Source organism: Caenispirillum bisanense (genome assembly GCF_900230255.1).
GTDB classification, from domain to species: domain Bacteria; phylum Pseudomonadota; class Alphaproteobacteria; order Rhodospirillales; family Rhodospirillaceae; genus Caenispirillum; species Caenispirillum bisanense_A.
In genome coordinates, this window is record NZ_OCNJ01000001.1 from 368,859 (window position 1) to 393,350 (window position 24,492).

Here is a 24,492-nt window from a genome sequence, read left to right on the forward strand (position 1 = left end):
GGTGTCGGAACGGCGGAAATGTGTCGGCTCAGTCCAGCGGGTTGACCAGGGCGTGGTCGGGCGCTTCGGCGCCGGCGATGACCACGCGCTCGCCGTCCACCCGCGCCTTGCCCTCGGCGACGAGGCGCAGGGCGAGCGGATAGATGCGGTGTTCCGCTTCCAGCACCCGGGCGCCGAGCGCGTCGGCATCGTCGCCCGGCAGCACCGGTACGGCCGCCTGCACGATGATCGGCCCGGCGTCCATGTCGGCGCGCACGTAGTGCACCGTGCAGCCGTGGAAGCGCACGCCGGCGGCCAGCGCCCGCTCGTGGGTGTGCAGGCCCTTGAAGCTCGGCAGTAGGCTCGGGTGGATGTTGATCATGCGGTCGCGCCAGCGCTCTACGAAGCCGGCCGTCAGCAGGCGCATGAAGCCGGCGAGGCACACCAGTTCCACGCCCGCGGCGTCCAGCGCCTCGTTGAGCGCCGCCTCGAAGGCCTCGCGGCCGTCGTACTGCTTGTGGTCCAGGGTGACGGTCGCCACCCCGGCCTTTGCGGCGCGCTCCAGCGCATAGGCGCCGGGCACGTTGGACAGGACCATGACGATCTCGGCCGGGTGCGACGCATCGCCGCAGGCGTCGAGCAGCGCCTGCAGGTTGCTGCCGCGCCCGGAGACGAGCACGCCCACCTTCAGCCGCTTGCTCATGCGGAGAGCTTCCACGCCTCGGCGAGGCCCGGGATGCGCACCGCCTCGCCGCCGTCGCGGGCGATCATGCGGCCGATGACGCGGGCGTCCTCGCCGTGTTCCTGGAACACGGCCAGCGCCGCCTCGGCGCGGTCGGCGGGCACGACGGCGATCATGCCGACGCCGCAGTTGAAGGTGCGCGCCATTTCGTGGGCGGAGACCGCACCTTCCTCGGCCAGCCAGCGGAACACCGGCGGCAGGGGTAGGGCGTCGGCGTCCAGCTCGGCGGCCACGTCGTCGGGCAGCACGCGCGGGATGTTCTCCCAGAAGCCGCCGCCGGTGATGTGCGCCAGCGCCTTCACGTGGCCGGCCCGCACGGCGGCGAGGCAGCTCTTCACGTAGATGCGCGTCGGTGTCAGCAGGGCTTCGCCCAGGCTCTGGCCGCTGCGGAAGGGCGCGGGGGCGTCGTAGCCGAGGCCCGTGCGCTCGACGATGCGGCGCACCAGGCTGTAGCCGTTGGAGTGGATGCCCGAGGCGGCGAGGCCGATGACCACGTCGCCGGCGGCGACGCCGCTGCCGTCGAGCAGCTGGCCGCGCTCGGCCGCACCGACCGCGAAGCCGGCGATGTCGTAGTCGCCGTCTTCGTACATGCCCGGCATTTCGGCCGTTTCGCCGCCGATGAGGGCGCAGCCGGCCTGACGGCAGCCTTCGGCGATGCCGGCGACCACGTCGCGCGCCACGTCAACCTGCAGGCGACCCGTCGCGTAGTAGTCGAGGAAGAACAGCGGCTCGGCACCCTGGACCACGAGGTCGTTGACGCTCATGGCCACGAGGTCGATGCCGACGGTTCCGTGGCGGCCGGCGGTGATGGCCACCCGCAGCTTGGTGCCGACGCCATCGGTGGCGGCCACGAGGACGGGGTCCTGGAAGCCGGCGGCCTTCAGGTCGAAGAGGGCGCCGAAACCGCCCAGCGCGGCATCGGCCCCGGAGCGGGTGGTCGACTTGGCGAGCGGCTTGATCGCTTGCACAAGCGCGTTTCCGGCGTCAATGTCAACGCCGGCGTCCTTGTACGACAACCCGGTCTTGTCAGAGGGAGTGGTAATGACGGCCTCGTCTGCGTGTGTGACTGAACGGCTCGGTTCGATGGGCTGCAAGATACTGCATCGGCGCTCCATTGCAATGGCCGTCGCGGCGCTTCTCGCGCTGGTGGCCCTGCTGGCGCCGGGCCAGGGGCGCGCCCAGGACGGCGCCGCGCTGGCCGCGACGCAGGCGCTGTTCACCGCCCGCGACGTGGCGGTGGACGTGACCGCCGACAACGCCCTGAAGGCGCGCGACCAGGCGCTGCTGGAGGCGCAGGCCAAGGGCCTCGCCCAGGTGCTGCGCGACCTCACGCCCGCCGACCAGCAGAGCCGCCTGCCGCAGGTGTCGGCGCAGGAGGCGCAGAACTACGTCCTGTCGCTGCAGGTGAAGGACGAGAAGCGCTCCAGCGTCCGCTACATCGCCTCCCTCGACATCATGTACAACCCGCCCGCCGTGCGCGCCCTGCTGCGCCAGAACGGCATCACCTTCTCGGAAACGCCGCTGACCCCGGTGCTCGTGCTGCCCCTGTGGCAGCCGCAGGCAGGCGGTTCGGCGGTGCTGTGGGAAGACCCCAACCCGTGGCGCGAGACGTGGCAGCGCCGCCCGGCCGCCGGCCTGGTGCCGGTGACGACGCCGCTCGGCGATCTCGGCGACCTGCAGGCGATCTCCGCCGAGGAAGCCGCCGCCAAGCGGGCCGACGCCGTGCGCCGCATCCTCGGCCGCTACGAGATGACGGAGGGCGTCATCGCCCACGCCCTGCAGGTCAACCCCGACACGCTGCAGATCGACCTGACGCGCGTGCGGCTGGCCGGCGAGCCGGGGCAGGCGGCGGTGACCGTCACGCGCCGCCCCGACGAGGCGCCGGAAGCCTTCCTGGCCCGCGCCGCCGACGAGGTGACGGCGCGCCTGCGCGACGACTGGCGGGCCCAGGCGGCCGCCGTGCCGGCCTCGCAGGCGCCGTCGCAGGTGACGGTGCTGGTGCCGACCGGCAGCCTGAACACCTGGCTGACCGTGCGCGAGCGTCTGTCGCAGGTGCCGCTGGTGCGCGGCGTCGACATCCAGGCGCTGAGCCGCCAGCAGGCGCAGATCCTGCTCGGCTACGTCGGCGACACCAACCAGCTGGCGCTGACGCTGGCGCAGTACGGCCTGGAACTGAGCGACCTCGGCGGCGGCATCTGGCAGATCGAGCTGCGCCAGGGCGCCGCCGCTCCCGCTCCCGCCCAGGTTCCGGCGGCGGGATCGTCGGTCGTGGCGCCGGCCCCGGCGCCGGCGCCGGTCGTCGTGCAGTAACGGCAGCCGCGGCGGCAGCGGGGACGGCCCTTGCGCAACATCCCCAACATCCTCTCGGTCTTCCGGCTGCTGCTGGTGCCGGTGGCGGTGTGGCTGATCCTGGAACACGACCTGGCGGCCGCCTTCTGGGTCTTCGTCATCGCCGGCGTGACCGACGCGCTGGACGGCACGCTGGCGCGGGTGCTCGACGCCCGCACCAAGCTCGGCGGCTTCCTCGATCCGCTGGCCGACAAGGCGCTGCTGGTCAGCGTCTACGTCGCCCTCGGCGTCACCGGCTACCTGCCGAGCTGGCTGGTGATCCTGGTGGTGTTCCGCGACGCCCTCATCGTCGGCGGCGCCATCCTCTACGAGATCATGTACGGCGACCTGCACATGCAGCCGCTGTGGATTTCCAAGGCAAATACCGTGGCCCAGGTGGTGCTGGCGGCGGCGACGCTGTCCGTCGTGGGGCTGGATATGGACGTCGGCCCGACGCTTGGTGTACTGACGTGGATCACGGCCGCCACCACCGCCGGTTCGGGGGCGGCCTACCTGTGGGTCTGGGGCCGCAAGGCGGCGTCCGACGGGCAGGACCAGTGAGCCGCGCGGCGCCGGGCGCCGCGCCAGGGGGAGGCAAGGGACGCATGTCAGGCAGCCGCCAGATCCGCTTCTGGCTGATCGGCTTCGCCGTCTTCGTGGTGGGCCTGTGGCTCCTGCGCGAGGTGCTGCTGCCCTTCGTCGCCGGCATGGCCGTCGCCTACTTCCTCGACCCGCTGGCCGACCGCCTGGAGAAATGGGGCCTGTCGCGCCTCATGGCGACCGTGGTCATCACCGCCGGCTTCGTGCTGGTGCTGGTGGCGGCGCTGCTGCTGCTGGTGCCGCTGCTGCAGGCGCAGATCACCGCCTTCGTGGTCCGCCTGCCGGGCTACATCGAAATGCTCCGCGCGGGCGCCGAGCCGGTGTTGGAGCGCATCCTGGAGCGCCTGCCGCCCGACCAGGTGGCGCACATCCGCGAAACCGCCGGGTCCTATGCCGGCGACGCGCTCGCCTTCGTCGGCAAGCTGCTGCAGGGCGTGCTGACGGGCGGCTTCGCGCTGCTCAACCTGCTGTCGCTGCTGTTCATCACGCCGGTGGTCGCCTTCTACCAGTTGCGCGACTGGGACCGCATGGTCGGCAAGGTGGACGGCTGGCTGCCGCGCGACCACGCCGAGACCATCCGCGAGCGGTTCCGCGAGATCGACTCCATCCTCGCCGGTTTCGTGCGCGGGCAGGCGAGCGTCTGCCTCGCCCTCGGCGCCTTCTACGCCATCGGCCTGACGCTGGTCGGGCTCGACCTCGGCCTGCTGGTGGGCCTCGGCGCCGGCATCCTCAGCTTCATTCCCTACCTCGGCACCATCACCGGCTTCGTGGTCGGCATCGGCCTCGCGCTCGCGCAGTTCGACGGCTACCTGCCGGTCGCCCTGGTCGCCGGCGTGTTCGTGGCCGGCCAGATGGTGGAGGGCAACTTCCTGACGCCCAAGCTGGTCGGCGACCGCATCGGCCTGCATCCGGTGTGGGTGATCTTCGCCCTGCTGGCGGGCGGTGCCCTGTTCGGCTTCGTCGGCCTGCTGCTCGGCGTGCCGGTGGCGGCGGTGATCGGCGTGCTGGTGCGGTTCTTCCTCGGCCAGTACCTGCGCAGCCCGCTGTATACCGGCCAGGGCGCGCGCGGCGGCACGGCCGCCCCCGCCGCCTCGCCCGACACCCCGCCGGCGCCATGAGCGGCGATCCCGGCAAGCAGCTTCCCCTCGCCCTGCCACATCGGCCGGCCCTGTCGCGGGAGGACTTCCTGGTCACCCCGGCGAACGAGGAGGCGGTGGCCTGGCTCGACCGCTGGCCCGACTGGCCGGGGCACGCGCTGGCCCTGCACGGGCCGCGTGGCTGCGGCAAGACCCATCTGGTGCACGTCTTCGCCGCCCAGAGCGGGGCGGCCATCCTGACCGCCGCCGAACTGCCGGGCGAGGACGTCCCCTACCTGCTCGCCCACCACCGTGCCGTGGTGGTGGAGGAAGCCGACCGCCTGATGCCCGACGCGGCGGTGGAGGAGGGCCTGTTCCACCTGTGGAACCTGGTGAAGGAGCGCGGCGCCCACCTGCTGCTCACCGGCGAGACGCCCCCGGCGCGGTGGAAGGGCACGCTGCCCGACCTGCGCTCGCGCCTGTCGACGGCGCAGACCGTCGCCATCGCGCCGCCCGACGACCTGCTGATGGAAGCGGTGCTGCTGAAGCTGTTTTTCGACCGTCAGCTGCGAGTCGCACCAGAAGTGGTGGCCTTTTTGTTGCGACACATGGAACGTTCGTTCGCCGCCGCGCGTGAAACAGTAGCCGCGGCGGACGCTCTCAGCCTCGCGGAGCGACGGGATATTACCGTTCCGTTGATTCGACGTGTCCTGGATGCGACAGATCGTGGCAATTCCGCAACACCGTGAGGTATATCCGCCTGACCCCCTTGCGGTGCGAGAACTTCTAGCCAAACATGCGCGTTTGACGGGCGGTGCCCCGTCTCACGCGTGACATTGGGAGGTTTATTGATATGAAGACCACTCGCCTGCTGTTCGCCGTTCCGATGATTCTCGGTCTGGCGGCCTGCGCTCAGCCCATGACCGACGCTGATCGCGCGACCATGAACTCGGCCGTGCAGGCCGGTCAGACGGCCCAGTCCGCTGCGCAGCAGGCCCAGGCCGCCGCTCAGCGCGCCGAAGCCGCTGCCCAGCGTGCCGAAGCCGCCGCCGCCAAGGCGGAGCGCATCTACCAGCAGATGATGCGCAAGTAATCATCGCCGGTACCCGGACCGGCGGCGGCGGAGCAATATCTCCGTCGCCGCCGTTTCGGTCTTCAGCCGATCCGTGCCGCCGCCGACGCGCCGCCGTCAGGCGGTTTTTTCATGCCCGCCGCAGCCCGCGACTCGAAAGGGCGGCACCCGAAGATGCCGCCCCCGCGATGACACACGAACAGGCGTTCGGTGGGTCAGTTGGTCGCCGTACCGCCCACCGGGCCGAGGCGCAGGAACTGCGTTTCGCCCGTCGAGTCGTCGACGCCGTCGTTGTCGGTGACGGCGATCATCTGGCCGTCGGCGGTGACCGCGAAGCCTTCCACCTTGTCCGGGGTCCAGCCGTTGCTCGCCTGCATGGAGGGCAGCAGGTCGAGCATGCGGGTCTTCTTCACCACCGGCAGGGCCTCGCCCGCCGCGGCCGGCGTGACGCCGTCCAGCGAGACGCGGTAGACGGCCTTCAGCGCGGCATTGGGGCCGCCCTGGTTGTCACGCTCCACGATGGCGAAGTCCTTGCCGCCGAGGCTGGTGATCTCCGACAGGCCGACCCAACCCGTGGCGGCCTTCTCGAGCGGGTAGTGCACGAAGCTCCAGCTGTCCTTGGCCGGGGTGTAGATGGCCAGCTTCACCAGGCCCTTGGGGTCGTCCTTCCATTCGCGCTGGACGGCGACGATCACCTTGGTGACGCCCTCGTCCTTGAACTCGGCGACACCCTCGAAGCCGAAGCGCGAGGCGGCATCGGCGACGGCCTTGGGCAGCGCGATCTCCTTTTCGATGCTGCCGTCGGCGTTCACCCACAGCAGCAGGTTGGCGAGGCCCTTCTCCGGGTTGCCCTCGCTGACCGCCCAGAAGCCGCCGCGGCCGTTCAGCGCGATGCCTTCCAGGTCGTACTTCTCCTGCGTGCCGCCGGTCAGGTCGACGGCGGCGGTGATGCGGGCGGGCATGCCCGAGGTGTCGATGGTGAAGATGCGGGCGCTGTCGTAGAAGCTGTCGCTCACCGAGTAGAGCCGCGCCGGGTCGGTCGGATCGGCAGCGAGGCCCGACTGGGCACCCCAGCCGATGGGCGCGCCGGTCTTGGCGTCGGTGACCGACACCAGCGTCGGGTAGGCGGGCATGGCCGCCGGGCCGCGCTTGTAGATGCCGACGTTGGCGCGCACGCCGTCCTCGGCGCTGTCGGCTTCCGCCGCCACCACGAACAGGTCGCGCTGCGGAATGGCGAACAGGCCTTCCGGCGCCACGCCGGTCGGCAGGATCTGCACGAACTGCGGGCCCTTCACGGCGCCGCCGTCCTTGTAGACGGCGACGAAGTTGCCGCGCTCGGAGTTGACGAAGACCAGCGGCGCACCGCCGTAGACGCCGAAGGCGACGCCTTCCGGCTCGGTGCCCTTCTTGGCCGCGCGCTTGGCCGGATAGTGGCCGTGGGCGAGCCCCATATGCTCCATGGCGGAGCCGCTGTCGAACAGCACGTCGCCCTTGGCATTCCACACGGTGAAGCCGCGCGAGCCGCCCTTCCAGTCGCCCTCGTTGGCGGTGACGAAGCGGAAGTCGTCGATCCAGGCGACCGCGTCGGGTTCGCGCGGCACGTCCTTCAGGCTGCCGGTCGCGTCGACCAGCTTCTTCTTGGCCGTCGGCACGGCGTCCAGGCTGACGGCGCCGGCGGAGAAGTGGCCGGTGACGGTGCCGGAAGCCAGGTCGACCAGGGCAATGTGGTTGTTTTCCTGCAGGGTGACCACGGCGACGTTCTTGCCGTTGACCGACACGAACTCGGGCTCGGGGTCTTCCGGCGCCACGGCGGCGAGGCCGGTCATGGCGACGGTGCGGGCCGTGGCGCAGTTCGTCGGCATGCCGTCGGCGCCGAGGTCGAGGATGCTCAGGTGGCCGGCGGGGGCCTGGGGCAGGGCGCCGTCGTTCAGCTCTTCGTCGCGCTCGTTCTCGACGGCGACGGCGAGGAAGCGGCCGTCGGGGCTGGCGGCGACGGAGTCGGGCTGGCCGCCGACGTCACAGCGGGCGAGCACCTTGCGGGTCGCGACGTCGATCACCGCGACGTGGCCCGACGGCTGGGTGAAGCTCTTGCTGGTGTTGACGCCGGCCAGCGCCACCTTGCCCACCACGGTCACCGACGTCGGCTCACCGCCGAGGGCGGCACGGCCGAGCGGGCGGGGCTGCGCCGGGTCGGCGATGTCGATGAACACCAGCGCCTCGCCCGGGCTGTCGGTGTGGACCAGCTGCATGCCGTCCTTGGTGGCGGTGATGATCTCGGCGACCGTCTCGGTGGCCGGGTCGGCGCCCTTGGGCAGCGACTGGTAGACCGGCATGGTCGCGATGCGGCTGAAGTACTGCTCGGCGGCATGCGCGGACATGGCGCTGCCGGCCACCACGCCGATCGCGAGCGGGGCGATCAGGAGGCCGCGGACTGGGGTCATCGGGTCTGGCTCCATGCAGACGACAAAGGAATCGCCGCGGCCGCCGGACCGGGCGCGTGTAAAGGCGCGCCGCCGCTGAACCGCTGCGCGTGGAAGCCTACTGAAGCGCCCGGTTTATGGAGTGACCGTTTGATGATGTTTTGGCGACGCTTTCGCGACGGTCGCAGGGGCCCGTCGACCTTCGTAGCGTACCAGGACTAATCAACAAGAGAGCTTTCCTTTCCAGCGGAAGGTGGGTATTGCTTCTCATGGGCATGATCCGCCTAAAACAACGACTTGGCCACCGTGTGGGACCGGCGGCCGCGTCGGGGCGGGTGGGTGTGGCGCATCCGATGCGCGCACGAGATGCAGGTTTTTGGAGCACAGAGATGACCCTTCCCTCCACGCCCCTTCTGTCGGTCGCCGACGTCGACCGTCTGGCCGGCACCGTCACCATGGAAGTGATGCGCTATGCGCCGCGCAACGTGGTCGAGGCGCGCGCCGCCGCCGGGGCCTTCGCCGGCGAGTTCCTGCCCGAACTGGACGAGCGCACGCGCCATTCCGTCATCACCCGCGCCGTGGACGCCATGCTGCCGCTCATCGAGGCGCCGGTCGGCTGAACGACGGAAAGGGCCGCCCCCCGCGGGGCGGCCCTTCGTCGGTTCCTGCTGCTGCGGCCCGTCAGTTGTGGGCGGCCTTGGTTTCGTCCGGCGCGACGTGGAAGAGGTCCGGCCGTTCCGGGCCTTCCACCTGCAGGATGCCTTTCAGGCCGCGATCGGCCCGCGACAGGGCGTGGTCGACCAGGACGTAGGGGCCGGGGACTTCCGCCTTGAACTCGACCACCGCGGCGCCGCCGGGCGGGACGGTGATGGTCTGCACGTCGGTGAGCGGCGCGCCGGTCAGCGAGGCCAAGTTGTAGACCTTGTCGAAGATCTCGCCGATGACGTGGAAGGACGAGGTCTTGTTGGGGCCGCCGACGCCGAAGTACACGCGGATGGTCTCGTCGGTCCTGGCCTTGAGCGCGTTGTCGCCCGTCAGCGCGTCGGCCGCGCCGTTGAAGACGTAGTATTCCGGCTGTTCGTCGAGCAGCTTGTCGATGCTCTCGGTCAGCTCGCCCTTGGTGCCGTGGGCTTCTTCCGTGTAGATCTCGCCCTGCATGACGTAGAACTCGCGGTCGACCGCCGGCAGGCCGCCTTCCGGCTCCACCAGGATCATGCCGTACATGCCGTTGGCGATGTGCTGGGCCACCATGGGCGTGGCGCAGTGGTAGACGTAGAGGCCCGGCTTCAGGGCCTTGAAGGTGAAGCTGCGGGTTTCGCCGGGCAGGGCCATGGTGGCGCTGCCGCCGCCGTGCGGGCCGGTGACCGCGTGCAGGTCGATGTTGTGCGCCATGACGCTGTCGTCGTCGTTGGTGAGTTCGATCTCCACCGTGTCGCCCTCGCGCACCCGGACGAACGGGCCGGGCACCTTGCCGTCGAAGGTCCAGTAGCGGTAGGTGGTGCCGTCGGCCAGCGCGCCGGTGACCTCGACGGTGTCGAAGCTGACCTTCACGTGCTCGGGGCCGCGCTTGGCGAGCGGGCCGGGCAGGTCGGTGGCGCTACGGATCACATTGGCGACGCCGGCCTCGGCTTGCGGTACGGAAGTATCCGTCGCGGCAAAGGTCGTGGTGGAGAAGGAGAGGGCAGTAACGGCAGCCGCAGCAGCGGCGATGATGGCGGTTTTCATGGTACAGTCCCCGTGGCTTTCGTTGCAGCGTCCTTGATGGGCTTACAGTAGGCCGTGGGGCTTTCCAGGTCCTTTACTTCGGTCAAGGCCGCGCGGATGGACCCATGCCATCCGCGCAACCCTGCCCCGCGAGAATGCTCAGGCGGAGCCGGCCGGCTCCGGCACCTGACAGCCGGTGACGCAGCAGCGGCCGGGCTGGCTGGAGACGCGCTCGCCGCTCTCGTCCGCCAGCACGCCGCGATCGAGCAGCCGTTCCACCAGCTGCCGGCGGTCGGTCAGCGGGTAGTTGCGCCAGATCTCCCGCTTCATGGCTTCCGGCGAGCCGCCGCCGTGCAGCGAGATGAGGCTGTACCACCCGGCCTGGCCGGAGGCGGTGAGGTCTTCCATGAAGCGCGCCACCTCCAGCCGCTTGTCGGCGGGGATGTCGGCGCGGCCCGCCAGCACGGCGGCGAGCGAAGCCTCCGTCATGGGGTTGTGGTCCTCGTCGGGGCCGGGCAGGGCGACGATCAGCCCGCCGGAAACGTAATGCGCCAGCTTGTGCATGTCGTAGATCTGCGTCGCCAGTAGCAGCTTGCCGACGTTGGCGAAGACCGTGTCGGGCATGATCGAGCCCGCCGGGTCCTTCATGCCGTAGACCGAGGCGGCGACGCCGCAGGCATAGAACCCTTCCACGATCTTGATGAGGTCGACCATGGCGTCGCGGATGTGTCCGTGGCGGTCGGGGTCGAGCCCGTTGGACTCGATCATCAGCACGCCGGCGCCGATGAGCAGGTCGCCGAAGCCGGCCCGCGCGCCGATGCAGGAATGGCGGTGGTGGGTGGCGTAGGAGGTGGTGAGGACGCCGCCTTCCTCGTGCTCGCCGGCCAGGAACACCCGGTCCCACGGCACGAACACGTCGTCGAACATCACCACGCCCGTCGCCTGCCCGTACTTGGCCGAGAACTTGGCGGCGGCCTCGCCGGGGCGGCCGGCGCGGCGGGTGACGATGGTCACGCCCTCGGCATCCACCGGCACGGCGCAGCAGACCGCGAAGGCGGCGTCCTCGGCCGTCATGGTGCGGCAGGGCATGACGAGGAATTCGTGCATGTAGGGCGCGCCGGTGACGATGGCCTTGGTGCCGCGGATGACGATGCCGTCGGCCCGCCGCTCGGTGATGTGGACGTAGACGTCGGGGTTGGCCTGGGCGCCGGGGCGCTGGGAGCGGTCGCCCTTGGCGTCGGTCATCGCCACGCCGAGGGTGAGGTCGCGGTCCTGCACGTCGTGCAGGTAGGCGAGGAAGCGGTCGTGATACTCGGTGCCGTGGGCGTCGTCGGCGCGCTTGGTCGCCTGGAACAGGGCGTTGAGGGCGTCGTGGCTGAGGTAGCGCTGGGCACAGCCCGATTCCTGACACACCAGCCGCACCGCCTCCAGCTTGTAGAGCAGGTCGGTCGAGGTCTCGTCGATGTGCAGCATGCGGTTGACGGTCTTGCCCGAAGTCCCCTGCCGCGCCGTCATGAGCGTCGCGTGTTCGGGCCGCCGCGCGAAGTCGTAGGTGACGCCGACGGCATTGATGCCGGGCGCCAGCAGCGGCTCGTCGGCGACGCTCTCCACCGCCCGGCCGTCGAGGAAGACGCGCGGGCGGTAGCGGCGGAGCGACTCGCGGTAGTCGGCGGCGGACATCAGCATGGTTGAGCCTCCCTACGGGCGATGTTATTTTTGAACGGCGTTCAATTCTTGGATCGACGCTAGCATCCGCTGCCGCGTCCCGTCAATCCGCCCACCCGAGGCCCTCCGCATGTCAGACTCCGCCGCCCGCAGCCAGCGCCAGCAGGCCGTCGCCGACCACAAGCGCGGCCTCATCCTCGACGCCGCCCGCCGGGTGTTCGAGCGCGAGGGGCTGGAGGGGGCGAGCATGCGCGCCATCGCCCGCGAGGCCGGCTATGCGCCGGGCGCCCTCTATTTCCACTTCGACAGCAAGGAGGCGGTCTACGGCGCCCTGCTGCAGGACAGCCTGGACCGGCTGGCGGCGGCGGTGGAGGGCGCGGTGGCGGCGGCCGGGGGCGATGCGGCGGCGCGGCTGGTGGCGGCGGGCCTCGCCTTCTTCGACTTCTACGCCGAGAACCCGCGCGACCTCGACCTCGGGTTCTACCTGTTCCGCGGCGGCATGCAGCCGCGCGGGCTGGCGCCGGACATGAACCGCGACCTCAACCGCCGCCTGGAGGCGACGCTGGTACCCATCGGCGAGGCGGCCCGGGCCCTCGGGGCGGACGACGAGGCGGCGCGGGCGGCCATGGCGGGGGTGTTCGGCCACGCCGTCGGGCTGCTCCTGCTGCTGCACACCCGCCGCATCCGCCTGTTCGGCTGCGACGCGCGGCGGCTCATGGAAGACCATGTGCGCGGTGTCGCCTCGACGGTGAAAATCGCCATCTGATCGTCCGGAGGATGCACCGGCGGAAGTGTTAAGGCGCGAACCCGCGGGTGTCCTTCCCGTTGCTTTCCGGCCAGCCCCAGACCTCCCCAACGGAGACGCCGGATGAGCTTCAATCCTTTCGAAGAAAAAGGCCTGCCCCTCGAACGCCAGCTGCGCAACTGGTCGGAGCTGAACGTCACGCCCTACGACAAGCGCGACATCCACCCCTACAGCCGCTGCCGCGCCATCGTGGTCAACGGCATCGAGGTGGAGGCGGTGATGTTCTCCCACCAGATGGCGCGCAACACGGCCGATCCCGACGTAAAGAAGCTGCTCGCCCAGGTGCGCCGCATCGAGGCGCAGCAGCAGAAGGCCAACAACTGGATCATCCCCGGCAACGAGAGCACGCTCGAAGTCACCATCGGCTACGAGCAGGTGGCCGTCGACCTCACCGCCTGGGTCGCCCGCCACGAGCCCGACCCGTACCTGAAGCAGGTTTACGAGTTCGGCCTGCTGGAGGACTTCGACCACCTCTACCGCTACGCCAACCTCTACGAGATGCTGGAGGGCAGCAAGGCGGACTGGCTGGTCGGCGACCTGACCGAGATCATGCCCGGCCGCCCCACCATCTTCGAGCACCGCGACCCGGCCGACGAGATCCGCCGTCCCATGACGGTGAAGGCGGCCAGCCCGCAGTCGCTGCTCAACGGCCTGACGGTCATGGCGGCCGAGCAGCAGACCATGAACTTCTACATGACCATCGGCAACCGCCCGCTGGAGCCCATCGCCCGCGGCCTCTACCTGGAAATCGCCGAGATCGAGGAACAGCACGTCAGCCACTACGAGTCGATCCTCGACCCCAACGCCGGCTGGCTCATGAACCTCGTGCTGCACGAGTTCAACGAGTGCTGGATCTACCACTCCTTCATGGAGACGGAGCCCGACCCGCGCCTGAAGAAGGCCTACGAGACGCACCTCGCCATGGAGATCGAGCACCTGCGCATCGCCCGCGAGCTGATGAAGAAGGTGGAAGGCCGCGACCCCGCCGACCTGATGCCGAAGAGCCTCGACTCGCTGCTGACCTTCGAGAGCAACAAGAACTACGTGCGCGACGTCATCGCCCGGCAAGTGGACCTGACCGCCGACGGCAGCGACTTCGTACCCATCGGCGACCTGCCGGCCGACCACCGCTTCTTCGCCTACCAGAAGACGGTGAACGCGGGCGGCGTGCCGAGCGAGGACGTCATCACCCAGAAGAAGGCCAAGGGCGGCGAATACCGCCTGGAAACGGAAGGCCCGCACCCGGCCCCGTCGCTGCGGCAGAACGGCGCCGAGGGCCGCCTGGCCTACGAGGAGCGCACCGGCCAGACCGTGGTGCGGTGAGGCGGGGGCCGGCCGGGGGTGCCGTTCCTCCCGCGGCTTCCCCGGCCGCGCCATCCGCGCTACCCTCCGCCGCATCCCATTCCGTCGGAGGTGTGCCGTGTCGCAAGCGCTTCAGGATCAGGCCGAAGTCGTCGCCCTGCTGGCGGATCCCGCCACCCACGGCGGGGCGCGGCCGGAGAGGGTCGATACGCACATCTCCACCGTCTTCCTGGCCGGCGACCGGGTGCTGAAGCTGAAGAAGGCGGTGACGCTGCCGTTCCTCGACTTCGCGCCGCTGGCCGCCCGCAAGGCCGCCTGCGAGGCCGAGGTGCGCATCAACGACCGCGGCGCGCCGGGCATCTACCGCAGCGTCGTGCCGGTGACCCGCGGGCCCGACGGCCGCCTCGCGCTCGGCGGCGCCGGAGCGGCGGTCGACTATGTGGTCGAGATGCGCCGCTTCGACCAGGACACCCTGTTCGACCGGCTGGCCGAAGCCGGGCGGCTCGACCGCCGCACCATGACGGCGCTGGCCGAGGTGATCGCCGCCTACCACGACACCGGCGCGCCCGACACCGGCTTCGGCGGTGCGGCGGCCATCGTCGCCACCATCCACGGCAACCGCGCCAGCCTGCTCGCCAACGCGCCCGCCGTGTTCGACCCGGCGGCGGTGGAGGACCTGACGGACCGCAGCCTCGCCCAGGCTGAGGCGCTGGCCGGGCTGCTCGACGCCCGCCGCGACGCCGGCTGCGTGCGGCGCTGCCACGGCGACCTGCACCTGCGCAACATCGCGCTCGCCGACGGCCGGCCGATCCTGTTCGACGCCATCGAGTTCAACGACGCCTTCGCCGTCATCGACACCCTCTACGACCTGGCGTTCCTGCTCATGGACCTGGACGACCGCGGCTTCCGCCGGCAAGCCGACCTGGTGCTCAACGCCTACGCCGAACACCGGCCGGAACTGGAGGGGCTGGCGCTCTTGCCGCTGTTCCTCGCCATGCGCGCGACCATCCGCGCCCACGTCGCGGCGGCGGCCGCCGCCCACCAGCCCGACGCGGCGGCGCAGGAGGCCATGCGCGGCGACGCCCGCCGCCTCTTCGACCGGGCGCTCGGCTACCTGACGCCGGAACCGCCGCGGCTGGTGGCGGTGGGCGGCCTGTCGGGGTCGGGCAAGAGCCGGCTGTCGCGCGAACTGGCTCCGTTCCTCGGCCGCTGTCCGGGGGCGCTGACCCTGCGCACCGACGTCATCCGCAAGCAGCTGGCCGGCATCCCGCTGCTCGATCGCCTGCCGCCGGAAGCCTATACGCCCGAGATGTCGACCCGCACCTACGCCGAACTCATGGACCGGGCGGCGCGGGCGCTGGCGGCCGGGCAGGCGGTGGTCGCCGACGCCGTCTTCGCGCGGCCCGAGGAACGGGCGCAGATCCGGGCGGTGGCGGAGGCGGCCGGCGTGCCCTTCGACGGCCTGTGGCTGGAGGCGCCGCGCGCCGTGGCCGCCAAGCGCATCACCGGGCGGCGCAACAACGTGTCCGACGCGACGCCGCGGGTGCTCGACGCCCAGCTGTCCTACGACCTGGGTCCCATGGAGTGGACCCGCATCGACTCCGGCGGACCGAAGGAGGCAACCCTCTCCGCCGCAAGGCGTACCTGCCGGGCGTGACGGAACGGCCCTTTTCCCTGTCGGCACAAAGGCGCATACTTCAGGAAATACAGGTGCTTGCACCTGTGGTCCGGAGTGAAGGAGGGACGCGTCATGCCCGGTATCAGGAACATTCTCGCCGTCGTCGGTGACGCCGAAACCGGCCGCGTGCCCATGGAGACGGCCTTCGTCGTCGGCCGCACCCTGCAGTGCCATGTCGAGGTGCTGCACGTCCGCCCCGATCCCGCCCAGGCGGTGCCGCTGGTGGGCGAAGCCATGTCGGGCGCCATGGTCGACGAGATGATGCAGGTGGCCGAGCGCGAAGGAAAGCAGCGCGCCGAGGCCTGCCGTGCCCTGTTCGACAATTCCTGCGGCCGCGCCGGCGTGCCGGTGGCCGTGGAGCCGCCGGGCCTGGGCGAGATGTCGGCCCGCTTCCGCCTGGAGACGGGCGCGGAGGACGAGGTGGTGGCGACGCAAGGCCGTGTCGCCGACCTCATCGTGCTCGGCCGCGGCAGCGAGGAGACCGAGCCTTCGGCCATGGTCACCCTGCACACGGCGCTGATGGAAAGCGGACGGCCGGTCCTGGTGGCCGCGCCGGCGGTGCCGACGGTCATCGGCGAGACCATCGCCATCGCCTGGAACGGCAGCGCCGAAGCGGCGCGCGCCGTCACTGGCGCCATGTCGCTGCTGGTGCGCGCCAAGACCGTCGTGCTGCTGGTGGTCGGCGATTCCGACAGCGGCGCCAGTGCCGAGGATCTGGTGACCCACCTGGCGTGGCACCGCGTCACCTGCCAGACCCGCCATGTGTCCAGCGAGGGCAATGCCGGTGCCGCCGTCCTGAAGGCGGCGGGCGACGTCGGGGCGGACCTGCTGGTCATGGGCGCCTATACCCACTCGCGCCTGCGCCAGCTCATCATCGGCGGCGTGACCCGCCATGTGCTGGAGCACGCGAAACTGCCCGTGCTGCTGTCGCACTGAGGCGGCACCCACCCGGCCCGATCATCGGCGAGGGACCATGGACCTGCTTCCCGTCGCGCCGCAGACGCTGGCGCTGTTCCTGGCCGCCACCCTGGCGCTCAACCTGACGCCGGGGCCGGACATGATCTACGTGCTCGCCAACGGGCTGCGCGGCGGGTTCCGCGGCGGCCTGGCGGCGGCGGGCGGCATCGTTCTCGGCGCCGGCGGGCACGTGGCGCTGGCGGTGCTCGGGCTGACGGCCCTGCTGGCGGCGCTGCCGTGGGCGCTGGATGCGGTGCGCATCGGCGGCGGGCTCTATCTGCTTTGGCTCGGGTGGAAGGCGCTGACCGGGCCGTCGCCCCTCGGCGCCGCCATGGCCGATACCGCCGAGGCGGCCGGACGTGGGCGGCGCGGGGCGCTGCCGGTGGTGCGCGACGGCTTCGTCACCTGCATCCTCAACCCCAAGGTCGGGCTGTTCTTCCTCGCCTTCCTGCCGCAGTTCGTCGATCACCGGCCGGAAGCCGCGCCCGTCGTCGCGCAGATCCTGTTCCTCGGCGCCGTCTTCCTGGTGTCGAGCTTCGTCACCCTGCTGCCCGTGGCGGCGGCCGGCGGCGGCATGACGCGCCTGCTGCGGCGCTTTCCGCGGGCCGGGGCGGTGCTCGGCAAGGTGTCGGGCGTCATCTTCATCGCCCTCGCCCTGCGCCTGCTGCTCGTGGGCGGCGGCGCGGGTAAGCCGGCGGCGGCGTGAGGCGTCAGTCGCCGAACAGATCGCCGCGCGGAGGCGGGGCTGGGGCGTCCTCCACCGCCGTGATGGCGCCCTCGTAGGGGCGCAGCAGGTCGGCCACCGCATCGAACGGCAGATCGGACAGCCAGGCCTCTTCCGCCTCGCGCGGCAGGACCACCGGCATGCGGTCGTGCACGGCGGCGATGGACGCGGCCGGGGCGCAGGTGATGATGGTGAAGAACTCGCCGTCGGTCAGCGCCGCGAAGGCGAACAGCGCCACCTCGCCCGACGGCTCCGGGTCGCCCTGGCCTGGGGCGATGGTGTTGCGGTGGCGCAACTTGCCGTCCTTGCGCCACTCGAAATAGGCCGTCGCCGGCACCAGCACGCGGTTGGTCAGCAGACGGCGGAAGGTGGGCTTCTCGGTCAGGGTTTCCGAGCGGGCGTTGATGAGCGGCTTGCCGTCGCGCGGCGAGGGGATGCCGAACCGCTTGCGCAGCAGGAAGTCCTTGCGGCCCTTCACCGGCGCGGCGTCGGTCGGGCGGATCTCGGGGATCGGCAGCGGCGCGCGCGGCGCCGCCGTCAGATCGAAGCGGGACATCAGGTCGATGGGCGCGCAGTTCAGCGCGTAACGCGAACACATTGCGTCTGCTCGTCTTTCCAGTGTTGCGGCGGGCGCACGGATCAGCTTATCTCAAGGCCATGAGCACCGACCAGAAGACCGTCGTCATCTCCGGCACCAGCCGGGGCATCGGCCAGACCACCGCGCTCCGCTTCATGCAGGAAGGGTGGCGGGTCATCACCTGCGCCCGCGGCCCGCTGCCGGAAGAGCTGTCGCGCGCCGCCAACTGGGCCCACCACTTCCAGCTCGACCTGACAGGGCGCGAGGCGGTGGACGGCTTCCTGCGCGAGGTGAAGGGCATCCTGGACGGTGCGCCGCTGCACGCCCTCGTGAACAACGCCGGCGTGTCGCCGAAGACGCCGTTCAAGGAGCGCCTCGGCATCCTCAACGGCTCCATCGACGGGTGGCGCGACGTCTTCGAGCTGAACCTGTTCGCCCCCCTGCGCCTCGCCCGCGGCTTCGCCGGCGATCTGGCGCGGTCCAAGGGCGCCATCGTCAACATCACCTCCATCGCCGGGCACTACGTGCACCCCTTCGCGGGCTCGGCTTATTCCACGTCCAAGGCCGCCCTGTCGGGCCTGACGCGCGAGATGGCCGCCGAGATGGCGCAGCTCGGCATCCGCGTCAACGCCGTGGCGCCGGGCGAGATCCAGACGGAAATGATCAGCCCGGACTACGAGGCGCTGATCCCCCGCATCCCGCTCGACCGCATGGGCAAGCCGGAAGACGTGGCCGCGGCCGTGTTCCGCCTGTGCACCGACGAGTTCAACTACGTCACCGGCACGGAAATCTTCGTCACCGGCGGGCAGCATCTGTATTAGGGCCCTCGCCGGGCGGGCGCTGGCGCGCCCTTGGCCGCTCGCTCAATGCTCGCCTGGGGCGTAGGACCGCACGCAGGAGGTATCGCATGAGCAAGGTCGTCCTCGTCACCGGCGGCAGCCGCGGCATCGGGCGGGCGACGGCGGTGCTGGCCGCGCGCCGGGGCTGGTCGGTCGCCGTCGGCTATGCCGGCAATGCGGCGGCCGCCGAGGAGACCGTCGCGGCGGTGGAAGCGGCCGGCGGCCGGGCGATCGCCCTGCGCGGCGACGTGGCGGTGGAGGCCGACGTGCTGGCCCTGTTCGACGGGGCGGAGGCGGCGCTCGGGCCGCTCACGGGCGTGGTGGTCAACGCCGGCATCGTCGCCCCCGCCAGCCGCCTCGCCGACATGGACCTCGCCCGCCTGCGCCGCATGTTCGACGTCAACGTCCTCGGCGCCTACCTGTGTGCGCGGGAGGCGGCGCGGCGGCTGACGGCAGGCGGCTCCATCGTCTTCGTCTCATCGGTGGCGGCGGTGCTGGGGGCGGCCAACGAATACGTCGACTACGCCGGCTCCAAGGGCGCCGTCGACACCCTGACGCGCGGCCTCGCCCGCGAACTGGGGCCGGCGGGCGTGCGGGTGAACGCCGTGCGGCCGGGCTTCATCGAGACCGAGATCCACGCCAGCGGCGGCCAGCCCGACCGCGCCCAGCGCCTCGGCGCCACCACCCCGCTCGGCCGCGCCGGCACGGCGGAGGAAGTGGCCGACGCCATCGTCTGGCTGCTCGGCGACGGCGCCTCCTACACCACCGGCGCCCTCATCGACATCGCCGGCGGACGGTAGACGTCAGGACGGATGCGCCTCGACCTCCGCCTCCGGGTCCTCGGGGGTGGGCGGGGCGTCCTCGTAGACCGCGGCCAGCGGCAGGGCGGCACCGATGGCGGGCAGCCGCACCGTCGCGTCCAGGCCCGCCACCGTCTCGTAGCGCCACTGGCTGCCGTCGCGGGTATAGACCTCGGCGCGCGCCTCCTCCGATGCGGCGGTCACCGACGATACGATGCCAAGGCGACCCCCGGAAACGGCGAAGGCGGCCCGTCGAGGCCGCCTTCGTGAATGGTCGATGCCGTCGTCGGCGTCAGCCGGCCTGCACGCGCTGCTTCAGCTGGTGCAGCCAGTTGAGGCGGGCTTCGGCGCGGCCGACTTCGTCGTCCAGCCAGTCCACCAGATAGCCGCCCTCGTCGGACATGCTGTCGCGCAGGTCGAGCAGGCGGTTGAGCCCCGTCTCCGAGGTGTCGATGAGCAGTTCCACCTGGGCTTCCCGGTCCTCGCGGTCCAGCAGGTGCAGGAAGCGGAACTTCAGCGCGGTGATGAGCTTGGACAGGTCGCTGGCCGCCCGCAGCGGGGCCACCATGAGGTTACGGAATTCCTTGCGGCCGGCGTCGGTGACGACCAGCAGCGCGTCGTCCTCCATGCCCTCGCCGCCGACGGCCTCGATCAGGCCCTCGTAGCGCAGCAGCTCGATGGAGGTGCCGAGCAGGTCGACGCTCGGCCCGGTCAGGCGGCTGATGAAGTGGCGCACGCTCGACGCCAGCTCGCTGTAGCGCATGGGCTTGCCCACGATGGTGCCGAGTGCGCAGAGGCGCACCGCTTCACGGGGCGTCAGTGTCTTGTCGGCGAACATCGGGGCGTCTCCATGGACGGGCGTGCTGCGAATCGTTTGCAAGTATATGGGCTTTTCCGCCCGCTTGGCAATTCCCCACAAGTACGCTGGAGGAATGCAATCGGATCATGCCAGCGATTGGCGATGCACCGGCGGTGCGGCGCGGGTGCAGATGACCACCTGATCGCCGCCCTGGGCGCGGGCTTCCACCAGCGCCGTGTCGGCGGCCACCAGCGAGGTCTCCACCCCGCGCGGCCCCTGCACGGGCGCGACGCCGCAGGTGACGGTGGGGCAGAAGGACTGGCCGGCGGCATCCACCGGCGCCGCCGCCACCAGCAGGCGCAGGCGTTCGGCCAGCGCCCGACCGTCGGCCGCCGTGCTGCCCGGCAGGAAGAGGGCGAGGGTGGAGGCGGTCAGCCGGCCCACCACGTCCTGCGGTCCGGCGATGCGTTGGGCGAGGCCGGTGACGCTCTTCACCACCGCTTCGGCGGCGGCGAGGCCCAGTTCTTCGCGGATGGCGGCGAGGGCGTCGACCTCCACCAGCAGCAGGGCGCCGCCGGCGGCACCGCACCACGTCGCCTGGTCGAGGAAGCCGCGGCGGTTGAAGGCGCCCGTCACGCTGTCCGTCAGGGCGAGGCGCCGCAGGTGCTCGGCCGTCGCGTCGGCGGCGCGGCGGGCGAGGGCGGCGGCGCGGCGCTCCTCCATCAGGGCGGTGATCATGTCGGCCAGATGGCGCATGCCCTGGCGCTGGGCCTCGTCGAGCTTGCGCGGCACCTGGTCGATGGCGCAGACGGTGCCGAGCGGCTGGCCGCCGGCGGCGGTGATGGGGAAGCCGGCGTAGAAGCGGATGAAGGGCGCCCCGGTCACCAGCGGGTTGTCCATGAACCGCGGATCGCCGGCGGCGTCGCACACCTCGAAGGGTTCGGCGGCGAGGATGGCGTGGGCGCAGAAGGCATGGTCCCGCGGCGTCTGCGGCTCGGCGAGGCCGTGGCGGGCCTTGAACCACTGGCGGTCGGCGTCGACCAGGCTCACCAGGGCGATGGGCGTGCCGCACAGGCGCGCGGCGAGCGCGGCGGCGGCGTCGAACACCGGGTCCGGGGGCGTGTCGAGGATGTCGCATTCCTGCAGGACGAGCAGACGCAGGGCTTCGTCCGACGGCGGCGGAGCAGCGGCCATGTCTCCTCCTGTTTCCAGTCGTTCTCAAGCGAAAGCATAAAACACCATGGCCGCGGAGGTAGGGCTCCGCGGCCACGATACTCCCGATACTCCCCACTATCGCTTATTCGGCCGCCTGTTGCACCCGCTGGATGCCGAGCGTCTGCCAGACGTCGCACAGGGCCTCCACCAGATGGTCCATGGCGGCGTCGTCGTGCAGCGGCGTCGGGGTGATGCGCAGGCGCTCCGTCCCCTTGGGCACGGTCGGGTAGTTGATGGGCTGGACGTAGATGGCGTGGCGCGTCAGCAGGAGGTCGCTCGCCTGCTTGCACAGCGTCGCGTCACCCACCAGCACCGGCACGATGTGGCTGACCGACGGCATGACGGGGATGCCGCGTTCCAGCAGGCGGCGCTTGGCGGTGGCGGCGCGCTCCTGGTGGCGGACGCGCACCTCGTCGTGCTCCTTCAGCCAGCGCACGCTCGCCCGCGCCCCGGCGGCGACGGCCGGCGGCAGGGAGGTGGTGAAGATGAAGCCGGCGCCGAAGCTGCGCACGAAGTCGACCATGCGCGCCGATCCGGCGATATAGCCGCCGACCACGCCGATGGCCTTGCCCATGGTGCCCTGGATGATGTCGATGCGGTGCGCCACGCCGTCGCGCTCGGCGACGCCCGAGCCGCGGGTGCCGTACATGCCGACGGCGTGCACTTCATCCAGGAAGGTCATGGCACCGTATTCTTCGGCGCAGGAGACGATCTCGTCGAGCGGCGCGATGTCGCCGTCCATGGAATAGACGCTTTCGAAGATGACCACCTTGGGGTGGTCCTTCGGGTATTCCGCCAGCAGCTTCGCCAGGTGTTCGACGTCGTTGTGCTTCCAGATCTTCTTGGCGGCCCGCGAGTGGCGGATGCCTTCGATCATGGAGTTGTGGTTCAGCTCGTCGGAGAACAGCACCACGTCGGGGATCTGGGCGCCGAGCGTCATCAGGGTCGTGAGGTTGGCGACGTAGCCCGAGGTGAAGGTGAGCGCCGCCTCCTTGCCGTGCCACGAGGCCAGCTCGTCCTCCAGCAGCACGTGGTAGTGGGTGGTGCCGCTGATGTTGCGGGTGCCGCCGGCGCCGGCGCCCGAGGCGTTGATGGCGTCGCACATGGCGCCGCGCACCTCGGGGTGCATGCCCATGCCGAGGTAGTCGTTGCTGCACCAGATGGTGATGTCGCGCACTTCCCCGTCGGCGTGGTTGGCGGCCCGCGGGAAGGCTCCCACCTTGCGCTCCAGGTCGGCGAAGACGCGATAGTTGCCCTCGCGCTTGAGCGCGTCCAGGCGCTCGGCGAAGTAGGCTTCGTAATCCATCGGCAGGCTACCCTCATGGCGAAGCCGGCGATCGCGCCGCTTCGGCTGTCGTTCCCACGCGGGGAACCGATCCCCGGCGCACGGCCCGCCGCCGCCGGAGCGAAAATCGGTGCTTACTCTACGCGAACCCTTCCCCGCGCTTCAACCCAAAGCGCGCGTCGGGAATAGGAGCCATGCCCGGCCTTGCGCTCAGCCGAGCCACGGCCGCAGCCGGCGGGCCGACAGGTCCACCTCCACCACCCGGTGGTTGTTGGTGTCGGCCACCAGCAGGCTGTCCGGCCCCTTGGCCCACAGGCCGGCGGGCTCGCTGAGGGGGCGGCGGCAGGCACTGCCCTCGCAGCGCAGGGTGCCGAGGCGCACCGTCTCCACCGTTCCCGCCGCCTCGTCCACCAGGCGGATGGCGTGGTTGTAGCTGTCGGCGACGGCGATGCGGCCGTCGGGCATGACGGCGACACCCAGTGGATGCTGCATGCGCGCTTCCGACAGATGCCCGTCGGCGAGGCCGAAGTCGAACAGGCCGCGCCCGACCAGGGTGCGCACCTCGGGCTGCGCGCCGGTCAGCATCACCTTGCGCAGGGCCGAGGTCTCGCTGTCGGCGAAATAGAGCGCCGAGCCGTCGGGGGCGAGCGCGAGGCCGCTCGGCTGCGCCAGCAGGGCGCGGCGGGCGGGGCCGTCGTGGATGTTCTCGCCGCCGGTGCCGGCCAGCGACGCCATGTGCCCGCCGGCGAGGTCGATGGTGAGCAGCTGGTGGGTGCCGGCATTGGCGACGAACAGGGTGTCGCCTGCGATCTCCAGGTCCCACGGCGAAGCCAGCGGCGTGCGGTCGGCCGGGCCGCCCTCGCACACCGGCATGCCGCGGAAGCCCAGGCCGGCGACCGTCGAGACGAGGCCCGTATGCAGGTCGATGCGGCGCACCAGGTGGTTGCCGGTGTCGGCGACGAAGATGGCGTCGGCGGTGCAGGCGAGTCCCTGCGGCGAGGTGAAGCTGGCCGCCTCCGCCGGACCGTCGTCCATGCCCGGCAGGCCGGTGCCGTAGCGGGCGACGACGCGGCCGTCGGTCTCGCACACGACGATGCGATGATGGCCGCCGTCGGCCACCGCCCAGCGCTTCTCGGGGCCGGGCAGGGGCTTGACCTTGCCGGGGAAGGCGAGCGGGCCGCGCACCGGTTCCTCCAGCGTCAGCGGCAGGTCGCCGGGCATGAGGGCGCAGACGCCGCCCAGGTTGGCGATGAGGTCGCCGATGCCCTGCACCAGCAGGTCGGGGTCGGGCTCGCCCGACATCTGGCCGATCACCTTGCCGTCGGGGCCGATGAGCACCAGCGTCGGCCAGGCGCGCACGGCGTATTCGTCCCACAGGGTCATGTAGGGGTCGTGAACCACCGGGTGGCGGATGTCGTACCGCTTGATGGCGTGGGCCACCGCAGCCGGGTCGCGCTCGGCGGCGAACTTGGGGCTGTGGACGCCGATGACGGCGACCTCGCGCGGGTAGGTTTCCTCCAGCCGCCGCAGCGTGGGCAGGACCTGGACGCAGTTGATGCAGCAATAGGTCCAGAAATCGAGGACGACGATGCGCCCGCGCAGGTCCTTCAGCGACAGCGGCTCGGGAACGTTGAACCAGGTCAGCCCCTCGCGGCCAATTTCCGGCGCCCTGACCAGACCATACATGCCGTTCCACATCCTCGTTCGTTCTGTCCGGGTGCGGCCTATATGGCGGCGCGGTCCGGCCGTGGCAAGGCGGGGTCGAACGGCTGGTGTCCCGCACGCGCATGCCTCCCCTGTGCCCGCGCGTGGCCCCTGTGCAGCCTGCGCGGGTTGCGCTATGGTTCCATGACTTCAAGGGCTTGCGCCCCGGGGTGCAAAAGAAAATGCGGGCCGTCGACCGTCGGCCGTATCGTCAGGAGGAA

General features: G+C 71.0%; 24 protein-coding genes. 13 read left to right on the top strand and 11 right to left on the bottom strand.

Annotated features, from left to right (window positions below):
* Positions 1 to 28: 28 nt before the first annotated feature.
* Positions 29 to 682 (bottom strand): phosphoribosylglycinamide formyltransferase, encoded by a 654-nt coding sequence (gene purN / locus CRP50_RS01855; protein WP_097277267.1) that lies wholly within the window; start codon positions 680 to 682, stop codon positions 29 to 31.
* Positions 679 to 1,737, bottom strand: coding sequence for a phosphoribosylformylglycinamidine cyclo-ligase (gene purM / locus CRP50_RS01860; protein ID WP_217991968.1), 1,059 nt, complete (start codon positions 1,735 to 1,737; stop codon positions 679 to 681). Before purM ends, purN begins: the two co-directional genes overlap by 4 nt.
* 103 nt (positions 1,738 to 1,840) lie before the next feature.
* Between purM and CRP50_RS01865 the strand changes: the two genes are divergently transcribed.
* The 5 genes from CRP50_RS01865 to CRP50_RS01885 all read left to right on the top strand — a co-directional run bounded on the left by CRP50_RS01865 (position 1,841) and on the right by CRP50_RS01885 (position 5,818).
* A complete protein-coding gene (locus tag CRP50_RS01865) occupies positions 1,841 to 3,031 on the top strand; it encodes a DUF2066 domain-containing protein (protein ID WP_176524983.1) in 1,191 nt (396 codons plus the stop codon).
* Positions 3,032 to 3,061: 30 nt separating this feature from the next.
* A complete protein-coding gene (locus tag CRP50_RS01870) occupies positions 3,062 to 3,610 on the top strand; it encodes a CDP-alcohol phosphatidyltransferase family protein (protein ID WP_097277269.1) in 549 nt (182 codons plus the stop codon).
* Between the two features lie 44 nt (positions 3,611 to 3,654).
* The gene (locus CRP50_RS01875) at positions 3,655 to 4,767 is read left to right on the top strand and encodes an AI-2E family transporter (protein ID WP_097277270.1); all 1,113 of its coding nucleotides are present in this window, start codon (positions 3,655 to 3,657) and stop codon (positions 4,765 to 4,767) included.
* On the top strand, positions 4,764 to 5,474 hold the full coding sequence (locus CRP50_RS01880; RefSeq protein WP_097277271.1) for an HdaA/DnaA family protein: 711 nt from the start codon (positions 4,764 to 4,766) through the stop codon (positions 5,472 to 5,474). Before CRP50_RS01875 ends, CRP50_RS01880 begins: the two co-directional genes overlap by 4 nt.
* A gap of 104 nt (positions 5,475 to 5,578) precedes the next feature.
* Entirely contained in the window at positions 5,579 to 5,818 is a 240-nt protein-coding gene (locus CRP50_RS01885; protein WP_097277272.1) for an alanine-zipper protein, read from the top strand.
* 194 nt (positions 5,819 to 6,012) lie between these two features.
* Here the strand turns inward: CRP50_RS01885 and CRP50_RS01890 are convergent, their stop codons facing one another.
* Positions 6,013 to 8,238, bottom strand: coding sequence for an esterase-like activity of phytase family protein (locus CRP50_RS01890; protein ID WP_097277273.1), 2,226 nt, complete (start codon positions 8,236 to 8,238; stop codon positions 6,013 to 6,015).
* Between the two features lie 368 nt (positions 8,239 to 8,606).
* Here CRP50_RS01890 and CRP50_RS01895 point away from each other — a divergent pair, with 368 nt between their 5' ends.
* Positions 8,607 to 8,837, top strand: a complete 231-nt coding sequence (locus CRP50_RS01895; RefSeq protein ID WP_097277274.1) for a hypothetical protein — start codon at positions 8,607 to 8,609, stop codon at positions 8,835 to 8,837.
* A 61-nt stretch (positions 8,838 to 8,898) separates the two neighbouring features.
* Here CRP50_RS01895 and nirK read toward each other — a convergent pair whose 3' ends face one another.
* Positions 8,899 to 9,942, bottom strand: a complete 1,044-nt coding sequence (nirK, locus tag CRP50_RS01900; protein ID WP_097277275.1) for a copper-containing nitrite reductase — start codon at positions 9,940 to 9,942, stop codon at positions 8,899 to 8,901.
* A gap of 138 nt (positions 9,943 to 10,080) precedes the next feature.
* Entirely contained in the window at positions 10,081 to 11,607 is a 1,527-nt protein-coding gene (locus tag CRP50_RS01905; protein WP_097277276.1) for a 4-hydroxyphenylacetate 3-hydroxylase family protein, read from the bottom strand.
* A 109-nt stretch (positions 11,608 to 11,716) separates the two neighbouring features.
* On the opposite strand from CRP50_RS01905, the gene CRP50_RS01910 reads away from it, so the two are divergent.
* The 5 genes from CRP50_RS01910 to CRP50_RS01930 all read left to right on the top strand — a co-directional run bounded on the left by CRP50_RS01910 (position 11,717) and on the right by CRP50_RS01930 (position 17,034).
* Entirely contained in the window at positions 11,717 to 12,352 is a 636-nt protein-coding gene (locus tag CRP50_RS01910) for a TetR/AcrR family transcriptional regulator (protein ID WP_097277277.1), read from the top strand.
* A gap of 102 nt (positions 12,353 to 12,454) precedes the next feature.
* Positions 12,455 to 13,714, top strand: coding sequence for a ferritin-like domain-containing protein (locus CRP50_RS01915; protein WP_097277278.1), 1,260 nt, complete (start codon positions 12,455 to 12,457; stop codon positions 13,712 to 13,714).
* 97 nt (positions 13,715 to 13,811) lie between these two features.
* Complete coding sequence (locus tag CRP50_RS01920; RefSeq protein WP_097277279.1) at positions 13,812 to 15,350, top strand: AAA family ATPase; 1,539 nt, start codon at positions 13,812 to 13,814, stop codon at positions 15,348 to 15,350.
* A gap of 93 nt (positions 15,351 to 15,443) precedes the next feature.
* Entirely contained in the window at positions 15,444 to 16,307 is an 864-nt protein-coding gene (locus CRP50_RS01925) for a universal stress protein (protein WP_097277280.1), read from the top strand.
* 37 nt (positions 16,308 to 16,344) lie between these two features.
* Entirely contained in the window at positions 16,345 to 17,034 is a 690-nt protein-coding gene (locus CRP50_RS01930) for a LysE family translocator (RefSeq protein WP_097277281.1), read from the top strand.
* A 4-nt stretch (positions 17,035 to 17,038) separates the two neighbouring features.
* On the opposite strand, the gene CRP50_RS01935 is transcribed toward CRP50_RS01930, so the two are convergent.
* Positions 17,039 to 17,650: an SOS response-associated peptidase gene (locus CRP50_RS01935; protein WP_097277282.1), complete on the bottom strand. Its 612-nt coding sequence runs from the start codon at positions 17,648 to 17,650 to the stop codon at positions 17,039 to 17,041.
* 59 nt (positions 17,651 to 17,709) lie between these two features.
* Here CRP50_RS01935 and CRP50_RS01940 point away from each other — a divergent pair, with 59 nt between their 5' ends.
* Both CRP50_RS01940 and CRP50_RS01945 read left to right on the top strand, forming a co-directional pair.
* Positions 17,710 to 18,450 (top strand): SDR family NAD(P)-dependent oxidoreductase, encoded by a 741-nt coding sequence (locus tag CRP50_RS01940; protein WP_097277283.1) that lies wholly within the window; start codon positions 17,710 to 17,712, stop codon positions 18,448 to 18,450.
* A gap of 86 nt (positions 18,451 to 18,536) precedes the next feature.
* Complete coding sequence (locus CRP50_RS01945) at positions 18,537 to 19,268, top strand: SDR family oxidoreductase (protein WP_097277284.1); 732 nt, start codon at positions 18,537 to 18,539, stop codon at positions 19,266 to 19,268.
* Positions 19,269 to 19,271: 3 nt separating this feature from the next.
* Here the strand turns inward: CRP50_RS01945 and CRP50_RS01950 are convergent, their stop codons facing one another.
* The 5 genes from CRP50_RS01950 to CRP50_RS01970 all read right to left on the bottom strand — a co-directional run bounded on the left by CRP50_RS01950 (position 19,272) and on the right by CRP50_RS01970 (position 24,253).
* On the bottom strand, positions 19,272 to 19,472 hold the full coding sequence (locus CRP50_RS01950; RefSeq protein ID WP_097277285.1) for a hypothetical protein: 201 nt from the start codon (positions 19,470 to 19,472) through the stop codon (positions 19,272 to 19,274).
* A gap of 88 nt (positions 19,473 to 19,560) precedes the next feature.
* The gene (locus tag CRP50_RS01955; RefSeq protein ID WP_097277286.1) at positions 19,561 to 20,106 is read right to left on the bottom strand and encodes a hypothetical protein; all 546 of its coding nucleotides are present in this window, start codon (positions 20,104 to 20,106) and stop codon (positions 19,561 to 19,563) included.
* A gap of 105 nt (positions 20,107 to 20,211) precedes the next feature.
* Positions 20,212 to 21,261 (bottom strand): GAF domain-containing protein, encoded by a 1,050-nt coding sequence (locus tag CRP50_RS01960; RefSeq protein ID WP_097277287.1) that lies wholly within the window; start codon positions 21,259 to 21,261, stop codon positions 20,212 to 20,214.
* A gap of 103 nt (positions 21,262 to 21,364) precedes the next feature.
* Positions 21,365 to 22,588 (bottom strand): 5-aminolevulinate synthase, encoded by a 1,224-nt coding sequence (hemA, locus tag CRP50_RS01965; protein WP_097277288.1) that lies wholly within the window; start codon positions 22,586 to 22,588, stop codon positions 21,365 to 21,367.
* Positions 22,589 to 22,777: 189 nt separating this feature from the next.
* Entirely contained in the window at positions 22,778 to 24,253 is a 1,476-nt protein-coding gene (locus CRP50_RS01970) for a thioredoxin-like domain-containing protein (protein WP_097277763.1), read from the bottom strand.
* Between the last annotated feature and the right edge of the window lie 239 nt (positions 24,254 to 24,492).

Coding starts and splice junctions, on each gene's coding strand:
- purN (WP_097277267.1), bottom strand. CDS start 682: ATGAGCAAGCGGCTGAAGGTGGGCGTGCTCGTCTCCGGGCGCGGCAGC.
- CRP50_RS01865 (WP_176524983.1), top strand. CDS start 1,841: ATGGCCGTCGCGGCGCTTCTCGCGCTGGTGGCCCTGCTGGCGCCGGGC.
- CRP50_RS01875 (WP_097277270.1), top strand. CDS start 3,655: ATGTCAGGCAGCCGCCAGATCCGCTTCTGGCTGATCGGCTTCGCCGTC.
- CRP50_RS01880 (WP_097277271.1), top strand. CDS start 4,764: ATGAGCGGCGATCCCGGCAAGCAGCTTCCCCTCGCCCTGCCACATCGG.
- CRP50_RS01885 (WP_097277272.1), top strand. CDS start 5,579: ATGAAGACCACTCGCCTGCTGTTCGCCGTTCCGATGATTCTCGGTCTG.
- CRP50_RS01890 (WP_097277273.1), bottom strand. CDS start 8,238: ATGACCCCAGTCCGCGGCCTCCTGATCGCCCCGCTCGCGATCGGCGTG.
- CRP50_RS01895 (WP_097277274.1), top strand. CDS start 8,607: ATGACCCTTCCCTCCACGCCCCTTCTGTCGGTCGCCGACGTCGACCGT.
- nirK (WP_097277275.1), bottom strand. CDS start 9,942: ATGAAAACCGCCATCATCGCCGCTGCTGCGGCTGCCGTTACTGCCCTC.
- CRP50_RS01905 (WP_097277276.1), bottom strand. CDS start 11,607: ATGCTGATGTCCGCCGCCGACTACCGCGAGTCGCTCCGCCGCTACCGC.
- CRP50_RS01910 (WP_097277277.1), top strand. CDS start 11,717: ATGTCAGACTCCGCCGCCCGCAGCCAGCGCCAGCAGGCCGTCGCCGAC.
- CRP50_RS01915 (WP_097277278.1), top strand. CDS start 12,455: ATGAGCTTCAATCCTTTCGAAGAAAAAGGCCTGCCCCTCGAACGCCAG.
- CRP50_RS01925 (WP_097277280.1), top strand. CDS start 15,444: ATGCCCGGTATCAGGAACATTCTCGCCGTCGTCGGTGACGCCGAAACC.
- CRP50_RS01930 (WP_097277281.1), top strand. CDS start 16,345: ATGGACCTGCTTCCCGTCGCGCCGCAGACGCTGGCGCTGTTCCTGGCC.
- CRP50_RS01935 (WP_097277282.1), bottom strand. CDS start 17,650: ATGTGTTCGCGTTACGCGCTGAACTGCGCGCCCATCGACCTGATGTCC.
- CRP50_RS01940 (WP_097277283.1), top strand. CDS start 17,710: ATGAGCACCGACCAGAAGACCGTCGTCATCTCCGGCACCAGCCGGGGC.
- CRP50_RS01945 (WP_097277284.1), top strand. CDS start 18,537: ATGAGCAAGGTCGTCCTCGTCACCGGCGGCAGCCGCGGCATCGGGCGG.
- CRP50_RS01955 (WP_097277286.1), bottom strand. CDS start 20,106: ATGTTCGCCGACAAGACACTGACGCCCCGTGAAGCGGTGCGCCTCTGC.
- CRP50_RS01960 (WP_097277287.1), bottom strand. CDS start 21,261: ATGGCCGCTGCTCCGCCGCCGTCGGACGAAGCCCTGCGTCTGCTCGTC.
- hemA (WP_097277288.1), bottom strand. CDS start 22,588: ATGGATTACGAAGCCTACTTCGCCGAGCGCCTGGACGCGCTCAAGCGC.
- CRP50_RS01970 (WP_097277763.1), bottom strand. CDS start 24,253: ATGTATGGTCTGGTCAGGGCGCCGGAAATTGGCCGCGAGGGGCTGACC.